A 17,165-nucleotide genomic window follows, 5' to 3' on the forward strand; every position below is an offset into this window, starting at 1 on the left:
TCGTCGCTTGCGGAAAACATGCGTCCGGCTTGCGACATGCGTGCGGCAGAGTGGCGGGAGACGTGATGGGCGGCCCCGCCGAAATCGGCTAAGTTTGTCGCCATGGAATCGAACGCCGTTCACACGCCCGCGCTGATTTTCGATCGTCGCCAGTCGGAGACGGCGCTGGCGATTGCGCGCGGAACCACAAGGTTGCTGCGGTCGCTGGGATTCTCATGCGTCAGCGAATTGCCGCTGCCATCCGGACGGCGTGCGGATCTGGTTGCGCTGAACGAACGCGGCGATGTCTGGATTGTCGAGATCAAGTCATCGATCGAGGATTTGCGGGCTGATCAGAAATGGCCCGAGTATCGCGCGCATTGCGACCGGCTGTTCTTCGCCTTCACGCAGGATCTGCCGTGCGAGATTTTTCCCGCCGACACCGGCCTGATCGTGGCGGATGCCTATGGCGCGCATGTTCATTGCGATGCACCGGAGCACCGGCTGCCGGCGCCGACGCGCAAGGGCATGATGCTGCGCTTCGCGATGACCGCGGCGCACAGACTGAACAGGCTGCACGACCCTCAAGGTCATGCAGCCTGGCCGAACGAAATCTAGCTTTTAAAGAAGGCTCAGCGCGGCGCGCGCTTGGCGAGAATGCGCTGCAGCGTACGGCGATGCATGTTCAGACGACGAGCGGTCTCCGAGACGTTGCGATTGCACATCTCATAGATGCGCTGGATGTGTTCCCAGCGCACGCGGTCGGCCGACATCGGGTTGTTCGGCAGTTCGGACTTGTCATTGTCGATCGCAAGCAGCGCTGCAACGACGTCGTCGGCATCGGCCGGCTTCGACAGATAGTCGACAGCACCCATCTTCACCGCCGTCACGGCGGTGGCGATGTTGCCATAGCCGGTGAGCACGATGGCGCGCGCATCGGGACGCTGTTGCTTCAGCGCGGACACGACATCGAGGCCGTTGCCGTCACCGAGGCGAAGATCGACCACTGCAAAAGCGGGCGCCGATTTACCGATCTGGGCGAGACCTTCGGAAACGGAGTCGCAGGACGTGACCGTGAAGCCGCGCGTTTCCATCGCACGCGAAAGACGCTCCAGAAACGGCTTGTCGTCCTCCACGATCAGGAGCGAACGGTCGGTCTGTTCAGTCACTTCGGCGAGCGCATTCACGGTTCAAAATCCTCCATATCCAATACGATACCATATGGCGCTGCCGAATGCAGCTGCCAAGGGTGTGAAGATTTGAATGGCTTGATTGTGAAGTTAATCCAAAAGCGTTTTGGCCCGTAAAACGGGTGGTTAATTCTAATCACGGTGGTACATCAGCGCGGCGTGTTGTCGCAGAGCAGCATGATGGACGAAACGTAATGAAAGCAGATCCGGAATGGACGCGACTCCGACTGGGCCGAAGAAGCCCGAGGTAGAGGTAAATGACGAAACATCCGCTCGTTACGACGGCTGGCGTATCGTCGGTGTTTGTTTCCTGCTCGCGACATTCGGCTGGGCGCTCGGTTTCTATGGCCAGAGCGTGTATCTCGCGGAACTTCAGCGCGTGCATGGCTGGCCGGCCTCGACCATCGCGACGGCGACCACGTTTTTCTATCTCGTCGGCGCGTTGCTCGTCGCATTCGTGAGTGAAGCAATGCGCGCGCTCGGGCCGCGCAACTGTTTGCTGGCCGGTGTCGGGGTGATGGCCTTCGCCACGATCCTGCTCGGACAGATCACGTCACCCTGGCAGCTCTATGCAGTGAACGTGCTGCTCGCATTCGGGTGGGCCGGCACCAGTCTCGGCGCCATCACCAACACGCTCGGTCTGTGGTTCGACAAGAAGCGCGGTATGGCCATCAGCCTTGCGCTGAATGGCGCGAGTTTCGGCGGCATCGTCGGCGTGCCTTTACTGGTCGCGGCGAGCAATGCCTTCGGCTTTGGCGGCGCGACTATCGCAGCAGCGATCGCGATGCTTGTGCTGCTCGTCCCGGTGATCATCATCTTCGTCGGCCATCCGCCGCATCGCGCAGCATCCGCCACACCGGACGGTGTTGCCGCTTCGGCCAGCGCGCCATCGTCGACACGCATTCGCGCGGAGGCGATGCGCGACGTGGCGTTCCTGACGCTCACCATTGCTTTTGCGTTCGGATTATTTGCGCAGGTCGGCTTCATCGTGCACCTGATCTCGTTTCTCGATCCGGTGATCGGCCGCGAGCGCGCGGCAGCCGCGGTATCGCTGCTGACGCTGATGGCGGTGGTTGGTCRCGTGCTGTTCTCGACAGTGATCGACCGGCTCAATCAGCGACTGGCATCGGCGCTGTCGTTTCTCAGCCAGGCGACGGCGCTTGCGATCATCATCAATTCGCGCAATGAGGCGCTGGTGTTCTTTGCCTGCGCGTTGTTCGGCTTTTCGGTTGGAAATCTGATCACGCTGCCGGCGCTGATCGTGCAGCGCGAATTTGCCGCACGCTCGTTCGGGGTGCTGGTTAGCCTGATCACGGCGGCGACGCAAGTCACTTACGCTTTCGGTCCGGGCATCGTCGGCTGGTTGCGCGATCTTTCGGGCAGTTACGCCGTGCCGTTTTATGTCTGCATGGCGTTGCAGGTGGCCGCGGCCGTGTTGATCATGGTGCGGGGGCGGAAGAGCGCCGCTTTGTAGGATGGGTAGAGCGTCTTCGCGAAACCCATCGCTTGATCGGATGTGCGTGATGGGTTTCGCTGCGCTCTACCCATCCTACAATTCCGCCCTGCACTCTGTCCTAAGGATGAGGACAGAGCTCAAATGTCCCGCTGCTTCAGCAGCTCCTCAACATCCAGCCGCCTGGTAAACATCGCAATCCCGCCATCGCCATTCCGTGGCCACTCCGCCTCCGGCCGATCCCAATACAGTTCGACGCCGTTCTGGTCGGGGTCGCGCAGATACAGCGCCTCGCTGACGCCGTGGTCGCTGGCGCCGTCAAGCTGTATGCCGGCCGAGAGCAGGCGGTGCAGTGCGTCGGCCAATGCGGCGCGGGTGGGATACAGGATCGCGGTATGGAAAAGACCTGTGGTGCCGGGCGCCGGCGGCTGGCCGCCTTTGCTTTCCCAGGTGTTCAGGCCGATGTGGTGATGGTAATCGCCGGCGGCGATGAAGACAGCCTGATCGCCATAGCGCTGCTTGACCTGGAAGCCGAGCACATCGCGGTAAAAACCGAGCGCGCGATCCAGATCGGCAACCTTCAGATGAACATGCCCGATCCGCGTGCCTGCGGGGATTGGCGGGGCTGGGTCGGGCATGTGGGAGCTCCTGAGTTGCGTGATGCTCAAGACGATCTAGTCACGGGATCGAAGGATCGGTAGAGCGTCTTCGCGAAACCCATCGTTTCCGGGAATTGGATTGATGGGTCTCGCGGCGCTTTACCCATAGGGGCATCGCCTACGCAAGTTCCGAGACCAGCCCGTCCGGCAGGCCGAACTCGTAGGTGTTCAGCGTCATCGAGACCATGGTGTAGTAGCCGCACAGCCCAATGATCTCGACGAGGCCTTGTGCACCCAAGGTCTCGGTGGCCTCGTCATAGAGCGGCTTGGACAGGCCCTGCGCCTCGTGCAGCGACTTCGCGACGTCATAGATCACCCGCGCCTTCTTCTCGCTGAAACTCGGTGTGCGGCGGTTCTTGATGTCTTCGATGATGGCGGGGTCGAGGCCGCCATCCAGCGCCATCTTCTTGTGCGCATACCATTCGAAATGCGCGGTCCAGTGCCGCGCGGTGACGAGGATCGCCAGCTCGGCATGCGCGGGTGTCAGCGTGGTGTCGTAGCGCAGAAACGCGCCGAGGCGGGTCGCGTGCCGAGCCATGTTCGGGCTGGCGAGCCAGGCCATCATCGGCTCCGGTGGGCGTCCGCGCTTGCTGGCGATCGACTCGTCATAGATGGACTTCTGGTCGGGAGACATTTCGCCAGGCGAAAGCCACTTGAGACGCATGTTGTTTCCTCGTGTGTTTTTGCTCGTTGTCCTTTGGCGATACACCGGAATGGCGAGCCTGACTACTTCGGCTTTGCAGCAGGCCATTGAATTCCACGAAGTGGCGAGTAAGCTCCGCCCAACAATATTGCGGATGCTCGGCATCCCGCGCACAAAACGGATGGAAACGCTGATGTCGGATCTCGATCAATTTCGCAGCGAGACGCGCGCCTGGCTTGAAGCCAATTGCCCGCCGGAGATGCGGAGGCCGATGAGCTCGGACGAGGATACGTTCTGGGGCGGTCGCAATGCGAAGTACTCATCCGAGCCGCAGCGGATCTGGTTCGAACGGATGCGCGACAGGGGCTGGACCGTGCCGCATTGGCCAAAGGAATATGGCGGCGGCGGCCTCGACGGCGAACAGACGAAGATCCTGCGCCAGGAAATGGCTGCGATCTCCGCCCGTCTGCCGCTGGTGTCGTTCGGCATTTCCATGCTCGGGCCGGCGCTGCTGAAATATGGCACCGACGCCCAGAAGCAGGAGCATCTGCCGAAGATCGCCGCGGGCCTGATCCGCTGGTGCCAGGGCTATTCCGAGCCCAATGCCGGCTCCGATCTGGCCTCGTTGCAGACCCGCGCCGAGAGCGACGGCGATGACTATCTCATCACCGGCCAGAAGATCTGGACGTCTTATGCGAACTACGCCGACTGGATCTTCTGTCTGGTACGCACCGACGCGTCCGGCAAGAAGCATGATGGCATCAGCTTCATCCTGTTCGATATGACGTCGAAGGGTGTCTCCACCAAGCCGATCCTTTTGATCTCCGGCAAGTCGCCGTTCTGCGAGACCTTCTTCGACAATGTCCGCGTGCCGAAGTCGCATGTGCTCGGCACCGTCGATCGCGGCTGGGACGTGGCGAAATACCTGCTGCAGCACGAGCGTGCGATGATCTCTGGCATGGGCGAGCGCGGCGCCGGCCGACCGCTTGGCCAGGTGGCTGCCGACTCCATCGGGGCGGACGAACAGGGCCGCCTCGACGATGCGATGCTGCGCGGACAAATCGCAAGTTTCGAAGTCGACGAGGCCGCATTGGCCTGTGCGGCCGAGCGCGCCGTCGATCTGGCGAAAGCCGGTCAGGCGCATCCGGCGTTTTCGTCGGCGATGAAATATTACGGCACCGAACTCAACAAGCGCCGCCATGAAATCCTGATGTCATCGGGCGGCATCGATGCACTGGAATGGGAAAGCCAGCGCTCGCATGAAGGCGCACGTCCGCGGGCGTGGCTGCGTACCAAGGCGAATTCGATCGAAGGCGGCACCAGCGAGGTGATGCTGGGGATCGTTGCCAAACGCATTCTGGATTTGCCGGGGGCGTGAATTTCACTCTGCCCTCATCCTGAGGAGTGGCCGAAGGCCGCGTCTCGAAGGATGGTGGTGCACTCCATCTCATGGTTCGAGACGGCGCTTCGCGCCTCCTCACCATGAGGACTGAGCTAGGATCAATTTGGTCGCCAGACCGCCTCATCATTGGATCACACCCATGCCTCTCCTCCTCAACGAAGAACAGACCATGCTGCGCGACAGTGCTCGCGGCTTTATCGGTGACAAGGCGCCTGTCAGCCATTTCCGGCAGCTGCGCGATGCCAAGGATGCGACCGGGTTCTCGCGCGACTATTGGCGCGCGTTTTCCGAGATGGGATTTGCCGGACTGCTGGTGCCGGACGCGTTCGGCGGCAGCGGGCTCGGCGCGGTCGAGGCCGGCGTGGTGATGGAGGAGATTGGCCGCACACTGATGCCGTCGCCATTCTTCTCCACGGCTGTGCTGGGCGTCTCGGCGCTGAATCGGGGCAGCGACGCGCAGAAGTCGGAATATCTGCCGAAGATCGCCAGTGGCGCGCTGCTGGCGGCGCTGGCCATCGATGAAGGCGCGAAGCATCGCCCGCTGCAAACGGCGATGAAGGCCGCGCGCTCCGGCAATGGCTTCAAGCTGAATGGCGCGAAGGCCTTTGTCGTCGATGGCCACACCGCCGATCTCCTGATCGTCGCAGCGCGCAGTGCAGGTGCGCCGGGTGAGCCCGACGGCCTCACGCTGTTTCTGGTCGATCCGAAGGCCAAGGGTATCGCGCTCGAGCGCACCGCGATGGTGGATTCGCACAATGCAGCGCGGATCACGTTCGACAATGTCGAGGTTACCGCCGACAGCGTGCTCGGCGATGTCGATCAGGGCGGGGCATTGCTGGATGGCGTGCTAAATATCGGCCGCGGGGCCGTCGCCGCCGAAATGGTCGGCCTGTCAGACGAAGTGTTCGGCCGCACCGTGACCTATCTCAAGGAGCGCAAGCAGTTCGGCAAACTGATCGGTGAATTCCAGGCGCTGCAGCATCGCGCCGCGCATCTCTATACCGAGATCGAAGTCACCCGCGCGGCCGTGCTGAAGGCGCTGCAACTGATCGACGACGGCGCATCGACGGCGCCGGCCGCGATTGCCGTCGCCAAGGCCAAGGCCGGCACCACGGCGACGTTGGCTGTGCAGGAAGGCGTGCAGATGCATGGCGGCATGGGCATGACCGACCAGTTCGACATCGGCTTCTTCATGAAGCGCGCGCGGGTCTGCCAGGAATTGCTGGGGGACAGCAATTATCACGCGGACCAACTGGCGCGGCTGAAGAACTATTGAGGCGGGCGCTCTTGACCTCTCCCCGCGCTTTGCGGGGAGAGGTCGCCGCGTCTTCGCGGCGGGTGAGGGGCATGGCAGACGCGCGCCTCATCGGCAGTTCATCGGATCGCTCCGATGATTGACGCGCAACCTTCCAGAGAAGTTCTTCGATCCAAAAGTTGTGAGATTGGCGCTGGCCTTGTGCCATGCCCCTCACCCGACCCGGCGTCGCTTCGCTTTGCCGGGTCGACCTCTCCCCGCAAAGAGCGGGGAGAGGTTAGAAAAAACTACCTGATCGGCGGGGCGTATTGAATGCCGCCGGCGCTCCAGATCTGGTTCAACCCACGCGGGATCTTCAGCTTCGAGCCTTCGCCGATATTGCGGTCATAGACTTCGCCGTAATTGCCGACATGGCGGATGATGCGGGCGGCCCAGTCCTTCGAGAGGCTGAGGTCTTCGCCATAAGCGCCTTCGGTGCCGACCAGACGCATCACGTCGGGCTTCTTGGACTTCAGCGCTTCGTCGATGTTCTTCGAGGTGATGCCAAGCTCTTCGGCATTGATCATCGCATAGAGCGTCCACTTCACGATCATCATCCAGTCGTCGTCACGCTGGCGCACCACGGGGGCCAGCGGCTCCTTGGAGATGACGTCAGGCAGGATCAGGTGATCGTCGGGCTTGCCCATGGTCAGGCGCAGCGCATAGAGCTGCGAGGCGTCCGCCGTGAAGGTGTCGCACTGGCCGGAATTATAGGCCTTTAGGACTTCGTCCAGCTTTGGAAACTTCACTTCGGTATATTTGATGTTGTTGCTGCGGAAGTAGTCCGCGAGATTCAGCACCGTCGTGGTGCCGTCCTGGACGCAGACCTTGCTGCCATCGAGTTCCAGCGCGGAATCGATCTTGCGGGACTTCGGCACCATGAAGCCCTGGCCGTCATAATAGGAGACGGCCGGGAAATAGAGATCGTAATTGGTTTCGCGCGACATGCTCCAGGTGGAATTGCGCGACAGGATATCGACCTTGCGGCTCTGCAGCTCCTTGAAGCGATCCGACGCGTCGAGCGGAACGAAGGTCACCTTCTTTGGATCGTTGAAGATCGCAGCGGCAACGGCGCGGCAGAAGTCGACATCGAAGCCGGTCCAGGTGCCCTGCGCATCCGGCGACGAGAAGCCGGGCAGGCCGGTATTGACGCCGCAGAGTACTGCGTCGCGTTTGACGGTGCGCTTCAGCGTCTTGGTGTCGTAGCGCTCATAGGTGATCGCAGCCGCAGCCACTGCAGTGGCAACCACCAGGCCGATGGCCAGCCCGGTCGTGAAAGTTCGCTTCATCCCCATGCGAAGTCCGCCCCGTCGTCAGAGAAAAATATGTCAGAGGAAAACTGGATCGAAGAGCTGCGCGGCGAGGCGCAGATCAGATTTCAGGCTTCTGCCGCACGATGACCTTGGTGCCCACCGGAATCCGCTCATAGAGGTCGGCGACATCCGCATTGACCAGCCGGAAACAGCCGGACGATACAGCGGTGCCGATGGTGTCGGGCCGGTTGGTGCCGTGGATGCGATAGACGGTGGCGCCGAGATAGAGCGCGCGGGCGCCGAGCGGATTGCCGGGGCCGCCCGCCATGAAGCGAGGAAGGTAAGGCTGGCGCGCGATCATTTCCGGCGGCGGCGTCCAGTCCGGCCACTCCGCCTTGCGCGAGATTTTCAGGAGGCCCTGCCACTGGAAGCCGTCGCGGCCGACGCCGATGCCGTATCGCAGCGCGCGACCATTGCCCTGCACCACATAGAGATGGCGCTCGGAGGTGGCGATGATGATGGTGCCCGGCGCCTCGGTGGTGCGGTACAGCACCATCTGCTTTTGGAACTCCGGTTCAAGCTGAACGGAGTCGTCGGCAATCAGCCCGGGCTCGTCGCCGACATCCGGACGCGGTTGCTGGGCGAGGCCTTGCGTGATCGACAACATCAGGCTGGCTGCGGCGACGAGTTGAAAGCCAAGCAGGCGGCGGATGTTGATCATCGCAGGCATCTCCGGTTTCGCGTCGATATTCTGTATCATCCCAGCCAAATCACGGGAACCATGAAATCAGCGGGCATGGCGACGGTCCGCGCGCGGACATCGTGGGTCGCCGGCATATTTGCCGTCCGCGGGTGACGATTTGATTAAAGGTCACCGCGTCTATTTCGGTGCGATCCACAGTCGCAGCACGTAGCTGACGAGGGTCACACTGGCGACGCCGCCCAGCCACAGCGCAACAAACCACAACAGGCGCTGTATCAGCGGGCGCTTGCCCAAAGAGCCGGGCTTTTGCTGCGACGCAGGTGTCATCAGTGATAGCCCGCGCCGGCGCGAACCTTGCCACGAAACACGTAATAGGCCCAGGCGGTGTAGCCGAGGATGATGGGAACCAGCACGGCTACGCCGTAGCTCATGAAATGCAGGCTGTTGTCGGGCGACGCGGCCTGCCAGATGGTGATGCTGCGCGGCACGATATAGGGCCACATGCTGATGCCCAATCCGGCATAGGACAGCGCGAACAGCGCCAGCGACAGGAAGAACGGCCGGTAATCCTGTTTGGCCGCGAGGCTTCGCATCAAGAGCGCTGTGATGGCAGCAACTGCAATCGGCACTGGCGCCGTCAGGATGATGTTGGGCCAGGCGAACCAGCGCCGCGCATATTCAGCATCCAGAAATGGCGTCGCGATGCTGACGAGGCCGATGGCGGCGAGCATGGCGAACAGCAGCCACCAGCTCAGCCGATAGGCCTGATCGCGCAACGCGCCTTCGGTCTTCAGCACGAGCCAGGTGGCGCCGAGCAGACCGTAGCCGGCCATCAGTGCGAGTCCGGTCAGGACGCTGAACGGTGTCAACCAGTCCCACCAGCCGCCGCCATAGTGGCGACCATTGACGACGATGCCTTGCAGGATCGCGCCTAGCGCCACACCCTGCGCCAGCGTGGCCATCAGCGATCCGCCCGCGAAGGCAATGTCCCACAGATTTCGCTCGCGCGTGGTGCGCCAGCGGAATTCGAAAGCGACGCCGCGAAACACGAGGCCGAGCAGCATCACAATCATCGGCGTATAGAGCGCCGGCATCAGCACCGCATAGGCCAGCGGAAACGCCGCCATCAGCCCTCCGCCGCCAAGCACCAGCCAGGTCTCGTTGCCGTCCCAGACCGGAGCGACCGAGTTCATCATGACGTCACGGTCTTCCTTCTTCGGGAACAGCGGAAACAGCATGCCGAGGCCGAGATCGAAGCCGTCCATCACGACATAGACGAACACGGCAAAAGCGATGATGAAGGCCCAGACGACCGCGATATCGATCATGACGCGTGCCCCGATGCGGTTGCACCCACAGCCGGGGTAATGCCCGCCGCACGACTCGGCACGTTGCCGGCCGGGCCTTGCTCATCATGATGGGGCGGCACGGCCATGAGCCGGAGCAGATAGATCGTGCCCGCGGCGAAGACCAGGAAATAGACGATGGCGAAGGCGATCAGCGACGACGCAACGGCTGGCGCCGCCAGCGGCGAGACCGAGTCGCTGGTGCGCAGCAGGCCGAACACCGTGAAGGGTTGCCGCCCGGTTTCGGTGGTGACCCAGCCGGCCAGCACGGCGATGAATCCGGCCGGTCCCATCGCCAGCGCAAAGCTGTGAAGCAACCGCGACTCATAGAACTTGCCGCGGAAGCGCATGAAGAGGCTCAGCAGTCCCAGCCCCAGCATCAGAAAGCCGATGCCGACCATGATGCGGAACGACCAGAAGGTCACCGGCACCGGCGGCCAGTTCTCGCGCGGGACGGTGTCGAGGCCGGCCATCGGCGCATTGAGATCATGCTTCAGGATCAGCGATCCCAACTTGGGCACCTCGATGGCATAGTTTACTCTGCCTTCGGCCTGGCTCGGGATGCCGAACAGGATCAACGGCGCGCCATGGGGATGGCTCTCGAAATGGCCTTCCATGGCCATGATCTTGGTCGGCTGATGCTCCAGCGTGTTGAGGCCGTGCTGATCGCCGGCAAGAATCTGCAGCGGGGCGACCAGTGTCGCCATCCACATCGCCATGGAGAACATCACGCGCGGGCCGGGCAGGCGCGTATCCTTGAGCAGATGCCAGGCACCGACCGCGCCCACCACGAAAGCCGTGGTGAGATAGGCCGCCAGAACCATATGCACGAGACGATACGGGAAAGACGGATTGAAAATCACCTTCCACCAGTCGGCCGCAACGAACTGGCCGGCAGCATTGATGCTGTAGCCGGCCGGCGTCTGCATCCAGGAATTCGCCGAGAGAATCCAGAACGCCGAAAACAACGTGCCGATCGCGACCATCAGCGTAGCGAAGAAATGCAGCCTTGGACCGACGCGCTTGAGTCCGAACAGCATGACGCCGAGAAAACCTGCTTCGAGAAAGAAGGCGGTGAGGACTTCATAGGCCATCAGCGGGCCGATGATCGGTCCTGCCTTGTCGGAGAAGGCCGACCAGTTGGTGCCGAACTGGTAGGACATCACGATGCCCGAGACCACGCCCATACCGAAGGCCACGGCGAAGATCTTGAGCCAGTAATTGAACAGGTTGAGGAAGACGTCGCGCCCGGTCCACAACCAGAGCGCTTCGAGCACGGCGAGATAGCTCGCTAGCCCGATCGAGAACGCGGGAAAGATGATGTGAAATGACATCGTGAACGCAAATTGCGCTCGGGCTAGTATGACAGGGTCAAAGCCTTCGAACATCTGCATCCGTCCATGTGTAGTCTGGACGTGTTCTATCATGCAGAGCGCGCGGGCGAAACTGCGCGAGGTCTTTGTTAGTTGGCCGCCCGGATTCGGCAACGTCTTGAAAAGGCTGTCCATCTGCCCACATTGGCGTCGCCGTTGGACTCGTAGACAATTTGTCCAATTTTGTCAGATGTATTGCGCAGGTCGATGCGGAAGTTCGTGCGTCCGCCGACGATGACAAAGCCGTAGCTCCAAACAGAATACGACCCGGAAGGGGGCATCCCGTCCGGGTCGCTGGAGGTGGGGAGGTTTACGCGAACTGACGTCTGGAACGTTGGAGCAAAAGGAACGCGGCAGATTACGCTGCGATACTGTCGATGCCGGCGGTCTTCAGGAGATCGGCGAGCTGCTTGCGGGCGTAGAACATCCGGGTCTTCACCGTCGACGCGGGGATACCGATCAGGCCGGCGACCTCTTCCACTGACTTCTCATGATAGTAGACGAGGTTGACGATCTCGCGATGCGCCGGCGACAGCTTGGCTACACAGGCGCGCAGAATGGCGCTGGTGCGGCTGCGATCAAGCGACGCCTCAGGTGTATCGGCCTGGTCGGCGATTTCCATGACATCGTCCTGGTCGATGTCTTCATATTTACGCTGGCGCAGCGCGGTCAGTGCCTTGAAGCGTGCGATCGACAACAGCCAGGTGGAGACCTGCGAGCGGCCTTCGAACTGGCTGGCGGTCCGCCACACGTCGAGGAATACCTGACTGACCAGATCTTCCGCCGCCGACGTGTCACGCAGCATGCGGAGAACGAAGCGATAGACCCGCACATTGTGCCGGGCATAAAGCGTGTGCATCGCTGTGCGGTCGCCGCTGGCGATATTCTCCAGCAGCATCTCGTCCGAGGTGGCGCGGGCCGTAATGATACCCTGCTGACCGGCGGCATTGAGGGCGATGACGTTCTGCATGACTAACTCCCGTAAGAGACCGCGTTGCGGCTTCGTTGGGAGGATTGTTAAGGAGCCCCGGTTTCAGGGCGTCTGCTTCAAAAGCGGAAAATGGTTTCATGGAACCGGAGAATTGTTTCGTCGCGGGGTTTGCGACGAAACATTCAGAGGTGAAATGCGTGTAAATTGAATGAGATAGATTCCAAAAGGGGTGCTCAGGCCTTGTCGCCCACCGGGGAGAACAAATAGCCCCCGCCGCGAATTGTACGGATCACGGCGGGTTTCGTCGGATCGGGCTCGATCTTGCGGCGGATTCGCATGATCCGCAGGTCAACCGCCCGGTCGAAGGCCTCTGCATCGCGGGCATTGGCCAGTTCGAGCAGCCGTTCGCGCGAGAGCACGCGCTTCGGATTCGCGGCGAATACCTTGAGCAGGCCAAATTCAGAGGCTGTCAGCGGATGTTCGTTGCCTTCATCATCGCGCAGGGCCTGCGCTTCCAGATCGAGCCATTTCGTGCCGAAGCGCACGAGATGATCCTTGCTCTCCTTGGCAGGCGTTGCGTCTGACGCTGCGCCCTTCACCGGCGTGCTTCGGCGCAAGACCGAGCGGATGCGCGCCATCAATTCGCGGAGTTCGCAGGGTTTGGCGATGTAATCGTCGGCGCCGAGTTCGAGGCCGACGACACGGTCGATCGGGCTCGCGGTGGCGGTGAGCATGATCACCGGCACATTGATACGGCTCTTGAGGTCACGGATGATCGAGAGCCCGTCTTCCTCGGGCATGTTGAGGTCGAGCACCACGAGATCCGGCACCTTGGTCTCGATCTCGCTGCGCAGGCTCTTGCCGCCGTCGCACAGGGTCACGGCAAAGCCGTGCATCTTGAGATAGTCGCCCACCATCTCGCGGGCGGGCGCTTCGTCGTCGACGATGACGATATGCGGGCTCTGGCTCATGACAGGCCCTCACTGGTGGCTGGCAGCAGGATGGTGAAGGTGGCGCCCTGGCCAGGGCTATGTGCATTCACCTCGCCGCCATGCATGTCGATGATGCGTTTGACGATCGACAGGCCGAGGCCGGTTGAACTTTCACCACCGGTCGGCTTGGCTGAAAGCCGCTGGAAACGACCAAACAGGCGGTCGAGATCCTCCGGCGACAGGCCGGGACCTTCGTCGCTGATGCTGATGCGGACATAATCGGCATCGCCTGTGATGAGCAGCGCGATCTTGCCGCCGATCGGGCTGTATTTGATGGCGTTGCTGACGAGATTGTCGATGGCTTCGCGCATCCGGTCGGCGTCGCACATGGTGAGATCGTGGTGAGCCGGCGCGGAGACGGAGAGATCCTGCTGCTTGTTCACCGCAGACGGCCGGTTTGCTTCCGCGACGTCCCGGACCAGCGTCGCCAGATCGACCGGCTCGCGGCGGATGGTGATATCGAAGGCGTCCGCCATGGCGTCGGAGATCAGGTGATCGACCATCGAGGTCAGTCGCTTGGTGGCGTCCCGAATGTGATCGACCTGCGCGGAGATGTTTTCCTTCGGCGATCCCGCGGATATCAGCTCGGTCAGCATCTCGGTGCGGCCGAGGATCACGCCGAGTGGATTCTTCAGGTCATGGGCGACGGTACCCAGAATCTCGTTCTTGAAGCCGTTGGCGCGCTGCAGCCGCAGCCACTGCGCGGAAAGCCGGCGATTGGCCTGCATCAGGGCGCGGGTACGCTGCGCCACGCGGTCTTCCAACTGCGTATTGGCCTCGTGCAGTTGCTGATAGAGGATCACGTTGTCGAAGGCGATCGACAGCCGGCTGCCGAAGATCTCAACCAGAGAACGGTCTGTCTCCGACAATTGCCGCTCCGCCTGCAGCAGCACGACAACCTCACGGCCGCTGCCGGTGCGAATATAGAGCGCCGTCCGATGGTCGGCGAAGTCATGCTTGCGGCGTTTGAAGGCATCTTCGACCATCTGGCGCAGGTCCGGATCGAGCGACTGCGCGGTGGCGGTACCCATGAAGCGGCTGTAACAGCCTGATCCGGCGAGGACGGCATAGTCGTCGCCGACAACGCCGCCATCGCGCAGCACCAGAATGCCGGCGCAATCCACATTCAGCAGCGAGGCGATCTGCGTCAGCACGCCTTCGGCAAGCCGCTGCATCGACTTGAAATCATAGAGCGTCGAGGCGGCGTCGATGATGATTTCGAGGCCGCGCCGTGTCTGCACCATGCGTTCGAGTTGCTGATAGCTGCGCAGCGCGGCCGTCAGCGAGGTGAACAGCTTGTCGGCGGTCAGTTCGGTCTTCGCCTTGTAATCGTTGATGTCGTAGTCGACGATGACCCGGCGCTCCGGCGCCTGACCGGGCTGGCCGGTGCGCAGGATGATACGAACGGTTTCGTTGTGCAGCTCGTTGCGGATGAACTCGACCAGCTCGAGGCCGGCCGCATCCGTCTCCATGATGACGTCGAGCAGCACGGCTGCGATATCCGTGTGCTCGCGCATCAGGGCCTGGCCTTCCGCGGCGGAATAGGCCGACAGGATTTCCAGTGACTGGCCGTTCAGGGTGTAATCGCTCAGCGCGAAGCGCGTGCCCTCATGCACGGCCTGGTCATCGTCGATGACTGCGATCTTCCATTTTCGGTTATTGGATTCTTCCGGGACATCACCGGAGTCTTCAATCAGGTAGAGGACATCGTCCTGGTCGGCCATTGCGTAGTCCCGTCAAATGATCCGGCGGCGCCAGTGGCGGCCCGCGGCATGATAATGCGAAATGTCGTGCCTTGTCCCAGTCTTGACTCCAGCATCATCCGGCCACCCAGCTGCTGGGTCACCAGATTGTACACGATGTGGAGGCCAAGGCCGGTGCCGCCTTCGTTGCGGCGCGTAGTGAAAAACGGGTCGAAAGCCTGTCGCTGGACGTCCGGGCTCATGCCCGCGCCGTTGTCGGAGAAGCTGATCTCGATATCGTCGGTGCCGCGCGGCTTGGCGGTGATGGCAATGGCGCCGGGCTTGCCATCCGGGAATGCGTGATTGGCCGCATTCAGGAACAGATTGGTCAGGATCTGGCCGTAGGACCCGGGATAGCCATCGATCATCAGCCCGTCCGGCACGTCGACCGTCAGTGTGATCGGAGCCTTCTTAAGGACGGGGCGCAGACTGGCGATGATCTGATCGGTGGCCTCGGAGAGGCTGAATTGCCGTCGTTCAGCGTGGGACCGATCGACGGCGACCTGTTTGAAGGACTGAATAAGCTCGCCGGCGCGATGCAGGTTGGCGACCAGTTGCTGCGCCGCATCGCGTGACGTCTTGACGAATTCCTCGAGCTGCGAGCGCCGCAGCGGGGCATTGGAGCGCAGCTCGGCCTCGAACATTTCCGAGCGCCGGGCGAAGCTCGATGCCACCGTCAGGCTGATGCCGATCGGATTATTGACCTCATGGGCCACGCCGGCGACCAGACCGCCAAGTGCGGCCAGCCGTTCGGCGTCGATCAAATTCTGCTGTGCGGCATTTAGTTCGAGCAAGGCGCTCTCGGCCTTCTCCTTCGACGCGCGCAGCTCGTTCTCGGCTTCGCGCTTGGCGACGGCGTTCTCACGGAACACTTCGACCGCGCGGGCCATGGCGCCAACCTCGTCCTTGGCAGCGGTGCCCTGAACCTTGCGATCATAGTCGCCGGAGGTGATTGCGCGCATCGAGGCCATGATCTGCTGCAGCGGCAGGCGGATGCTCAGCGCGATGATGATGCCTGCGGTGATGATCAGCCCAAGAAAGCCCGTGGCGATGACCATGACATTGCGGGAGATCGCCGTCAGCGTACGGTCGAAAGTGGCTTGCGCGGACTGCTCGCGCTGGCGCATCTTGACGGACAGGCCATCGATCGCAGCAATCGTGTCGGCCTGGCTGGCATCGATCGAATTGCGCAGCAGGTCCGTGCGGCTGGAGAGTTGTTCGGACAGTTTTGCGAGCCCCTGGCGGAGGGCAACTGAGCGTCCCTTGAGCCGCTGCAACGCAATACGCTGCAGATCATTGTCGGCGAGGTCGGTCATGACCGGGATAGTACGCTCGATCGTCTCGGTGTTGCGGCGTGCATCTTCGGCCGAGGCGGATGCCAGCGACAGATAATAGGCGTTGGCGGCGACCAGCATCGCGGTGAATGCCTCACGCGACTTGCCGAGTGCCGGCCAGATCAGCGCGTCGCGCTGGCCGGTGGCGCCCTCGATGATGGAGTACAGTCCCGCCATGTCCTTGGCAGGCCCAAGCACCTGTTCTTCGTAGGTCTTGGCAATGGTGGTTTGAAGCGTCCGCAATTCACCGAAGCCGCTAAGGAAGCGTTCGGTGACGCGCTCCAGCTCGGCGACCGAGCCTGACAGCATGGGGTCGGTCGAGGCACGGGTATTCAGTGTCCCAAGCACAGCCTCGCGCAGCAGCAGGATTTCGGCGAACAGTTCGGGGCTGGGCTGATTGATATAACGATGGATCAGGTTCTGCAGCCGGCCGGTCTCGCTCTCGAGCAGGGCAAGAACCTGATCGGACTGCCGGACCTGGCGCACGTCGTCCCAGGCGGAGGACAACACCCGCGAGCCGCTCCAGATCAATCCCGCCAGGACGAGGACGACCGCCGAGTTCAGGGCTGCGATGGACAAAATGCGCCAGCGGATCGGAATCGCACGGACAGCCGCGACGAGGCCGGTCCGGCCTCGCGCCGCCAGCTCGTCCTGTCCTTCAGAAACTCCGTTGTGCGGGCTCGTCACCACAGGTGTGTCATTCGGCCTTGCGAAAGGTTCAATCGGTGAGACAGCCGTGCGTCGCAACCCGGCAATTCGTTTTTTCTAGTCTGAAAGAGTTTCGTTGAGGTTGCGAGACAGTTCAATGTAGCAAATACAGGCGGTGCTGGCTATTAACCTGCAACAACTGGTTGAACTGGCGCAGTCCCGA

16 protein-coding genes are annotated in these 17,165 nt (G+C 62.0%); 4 read left to right on the forward strand and 12 right to left on the reverse strand.

Annotated elements, in window-relative coordinates:
- The first annotated feature begins 102 nt into the window (after nucleotides 1-102).
- Entirely contained in the window at nucleotides 103-597 is a 495-nt protein-coding gene (locus AC1DUY_RS10005) for an MmcB family DNA repair protein (protein ID WP_089263490.1), read from the forward strand.
- 14 nt (nucleotides 598-611) lie between these two features.
- Here AC1DUY_RS10005 and AC1DUY_RS10010 read toward each other — a convergent pair whose 3' ends face one another.
- Complete coding sequence (locus AC1DUY_RS10010) at nucleotides 612-1,166, reverse strand: ActR/PrrA/RegA family redox response regulator transcription factor (protein ID WP_441244018.1); 555 nt, start codon at nucleotides 1,164-1,166, stop codon at nucleotides 612-614.
- Between the two features lie 214 nt (nucleotides 1,167-1,380).
- On the opposite strand from AC1DUY_RS10010, the gene AC1DUY_RS10015 reads away from it, so the two are divergent.
- The gene (locus AC1DUY_RS10015) at nucleotides 1,381-2,643 is read left to right on the forward strand and encodes an MFS transporter (RefSeq protein ID WP_478113911.1); all 1,263 of its coding nucleotides are present in this window, start codon (nucleotides 1,381-1,383) and stop codon (nucleotides 2,641-2,643) included.
- A 119-nt stretch (nucleotides 2,644-2,762) separates the two neighbouring features.
- On the opposite strand, the gene AC1DUY_RS10020 is transcribed toward AC1DUY_RS10015, so the two are convergent.
- Together AC1DUY_RS10020 and AC1DUY_RS10025 are read right to left on the reverse strand one after the other, a co-directional pair.
- Entirely contained in the window at nucleotides 2,763-3,260 is a 498-nt protein-coding gene (locus AC1DUY_RS10020; RefSeq protein ID WP_478113913.1) for a VOC family protein, read from the reverse strand.
- Between the two features lie 139 nt (nucleotides 3,261-3,399).
- Nucleotides 3,400-3,945, reverse strand: a complete 546-nt coding sequence (locus tag AC1DUY_RS10025) for a carboxymuconolactone decarboxylase family protein (RefSeq protein ID WP_068729735.1) — start codon at nucleotides 3,943-3,945, stop codon at nucleotides 3,400-3,402.
- A gap of 172 nt (nucleotides 3,946-4,117) precedes the next feature.
- On the opposite strand from AC1DUY_RS10025, the gene AC1DUY_RS10030 reads away from it, so the two are divergent.
- Both AC1DUY_RS10030 and AC1DUY_RS10035 read left to right on the forward strand, forming a co-directional pair.
- Nucleotides 4,118-5,302, forward strand: a complete 1,185-nt coding sequence (locus AC1DUY_RS10030; protein WP_478114053.1) for an acyl-CoA dehydrogenase family protein — start codon at nucleotides 4,118-4,120, stop codon at nucleotides 5,300-5,302.
- 163 nt (nucleotides 5,303-5,465) lie between these two features.
- Nucleotides 5,466-6,602 carry an acyl-CoA dehydrogenase family protein gene (locus tag AC1DUY_RS10035; protein WP_478113915.1) on the forward strand — a complete coding sequence of 379 codons (1,137 nt, stop codon included), beginning with the start codon at nucleotides 5,466-5,468 and terminating at the stop codon, nucleotides 6,600-6,602.
- Nucleotides 6,603-6,868: 266 nt separating this feature from the next.
- Here the strand turns inward: AC1DUY_RS10035 and AC1DUY_RS10040 are convergent, their stop codons facing one another.
- The 9 genes from AC1DUY_RS10040 to AC1DUY_RS10080 form a co-directional block, all read right to left on the reverse strand.
- Nucleotides 6,869-7,909 carry an amino acid ABC transporter substrate-binding protein gene (locus tag AC1DUY_RS10040; RefSeq protein ID WP_478114055.1) on the reverse strand — a complete coding sequence of 347 codons (1,041 nt, stop codon included), beginning with the start codon at nucleotides 7,907-7,909 and terminating at the stop codon, nucleotides 6,869-6,871.
- 82 nt (nucleotides 7,910-7,991) lie between these two features.
- Complete coding sequence (locus AC1DUY_RS10045) at nucleotides 7,992-8,594, reverse strand: L,D-transpeptidase (RefSeq protein ID WP_089263709.1); 603 nt, start codon at nucleotides 8,592-8,594, stop codon at nucleotides 7,992-7,994.
- 159 nt (nucleotides 8,595-8,753) lie between these two features.
- Entirely contained in the window at nucleotides 8,754-8,903 is a 150-nt protein-coding gene (locus AC1DUY_RS10050; RefSeq protein ID WP_175369169.1) for a DUF2474 domain-containing protein, read from the reverse strand.
- A complete protein-coding gene (cydB, locus tag AC1DUY_RS10055) occupies nucleotides 8,903-9,904 on the reverse strand; it encodes a cytochrome d ubiquinol oxidase subunit II (RefSeq protein ID WP_089263497.1) in 1,002 nt (333 codons plus the stop codon). Before cydB ends, AC1DUY_RS10050 begins: the two co-directional genes overlap by 1 nt.
- A complete protein-coding gene (locus AC1DUY_RS10060; protein ID WP_478113918.1) occupies nucleotides 9,901-11,310 on the reverse strand; it encodes a cytochrome ubiquinol oxidase subunit I in 1,410 nt (469 codons plus the stop codon). Before AC1DUY_RS10060 ends, cydB begins: the two co-directional genes overlap by 4 nt.
- Before the next feature lie 343 nt (nucleotides 11,311-11,653).
- A complete protein-coding gene (locus AC1DUY_RS10065; RefSeq protein ID WP_093757615.1) occupies nucleotides 11,654-12,265 on the reverse strand; it encodes a sigma-70 family RNA polymerase sigma factor in 612 nt (203 codons plus the stop codon).
- 194 nt (nucleotides 12,266-12,459) lie between these two features.
- Nucleotides 12,460-13,197, reverse strand: a complete 738-nt coding sequence (locus AC1DUY_RS10070) for a response regulator (RefSeq protein WP_478113920.1) — start codon at nucleotides 13,195-13,197, stop codon at nucleotides 12,460-12,462.
- Nucleotides 13,194-14,942: an ATP-binding response regulator gene (locus tag AC1DUY_RS10075; RefSeq protein ID WP_478113922.1), complete on the reverse strand. Its 1,749-nt coding sequence runs from the start codon at nucleotides 14,940-14,942 to the stop codon at nucleotides 13,194-13,196. Before AC1DUY_RS10075 ends, AC1DUY_RS10070 begins: the two co-directional genes overlap by 4 nt.
- Complete coding sequence (locus AC1DUY_RS10080; RefSeq protein ID WP_244558258.1) at nucleotides 14,912-16,939, reverse strand: sensor histidine kinase; 2,028 nt, start codon at nucleotides 16,937-16,939, stop codon at nucleotides 14,912-14,914. The genes AC1DUY_RS10075 and AC1DUY_RS10080 overlap by 31 nt, the downstream gene beginning before the upstream one ends.
- Between the last annotated feature and the right edge of the window lie 226 nt (nucleotides 16,940-17,165).

The sequence above is a fragment of the Tardiphaga sp. P4_G1 genome (assembly GCF_056401215.1).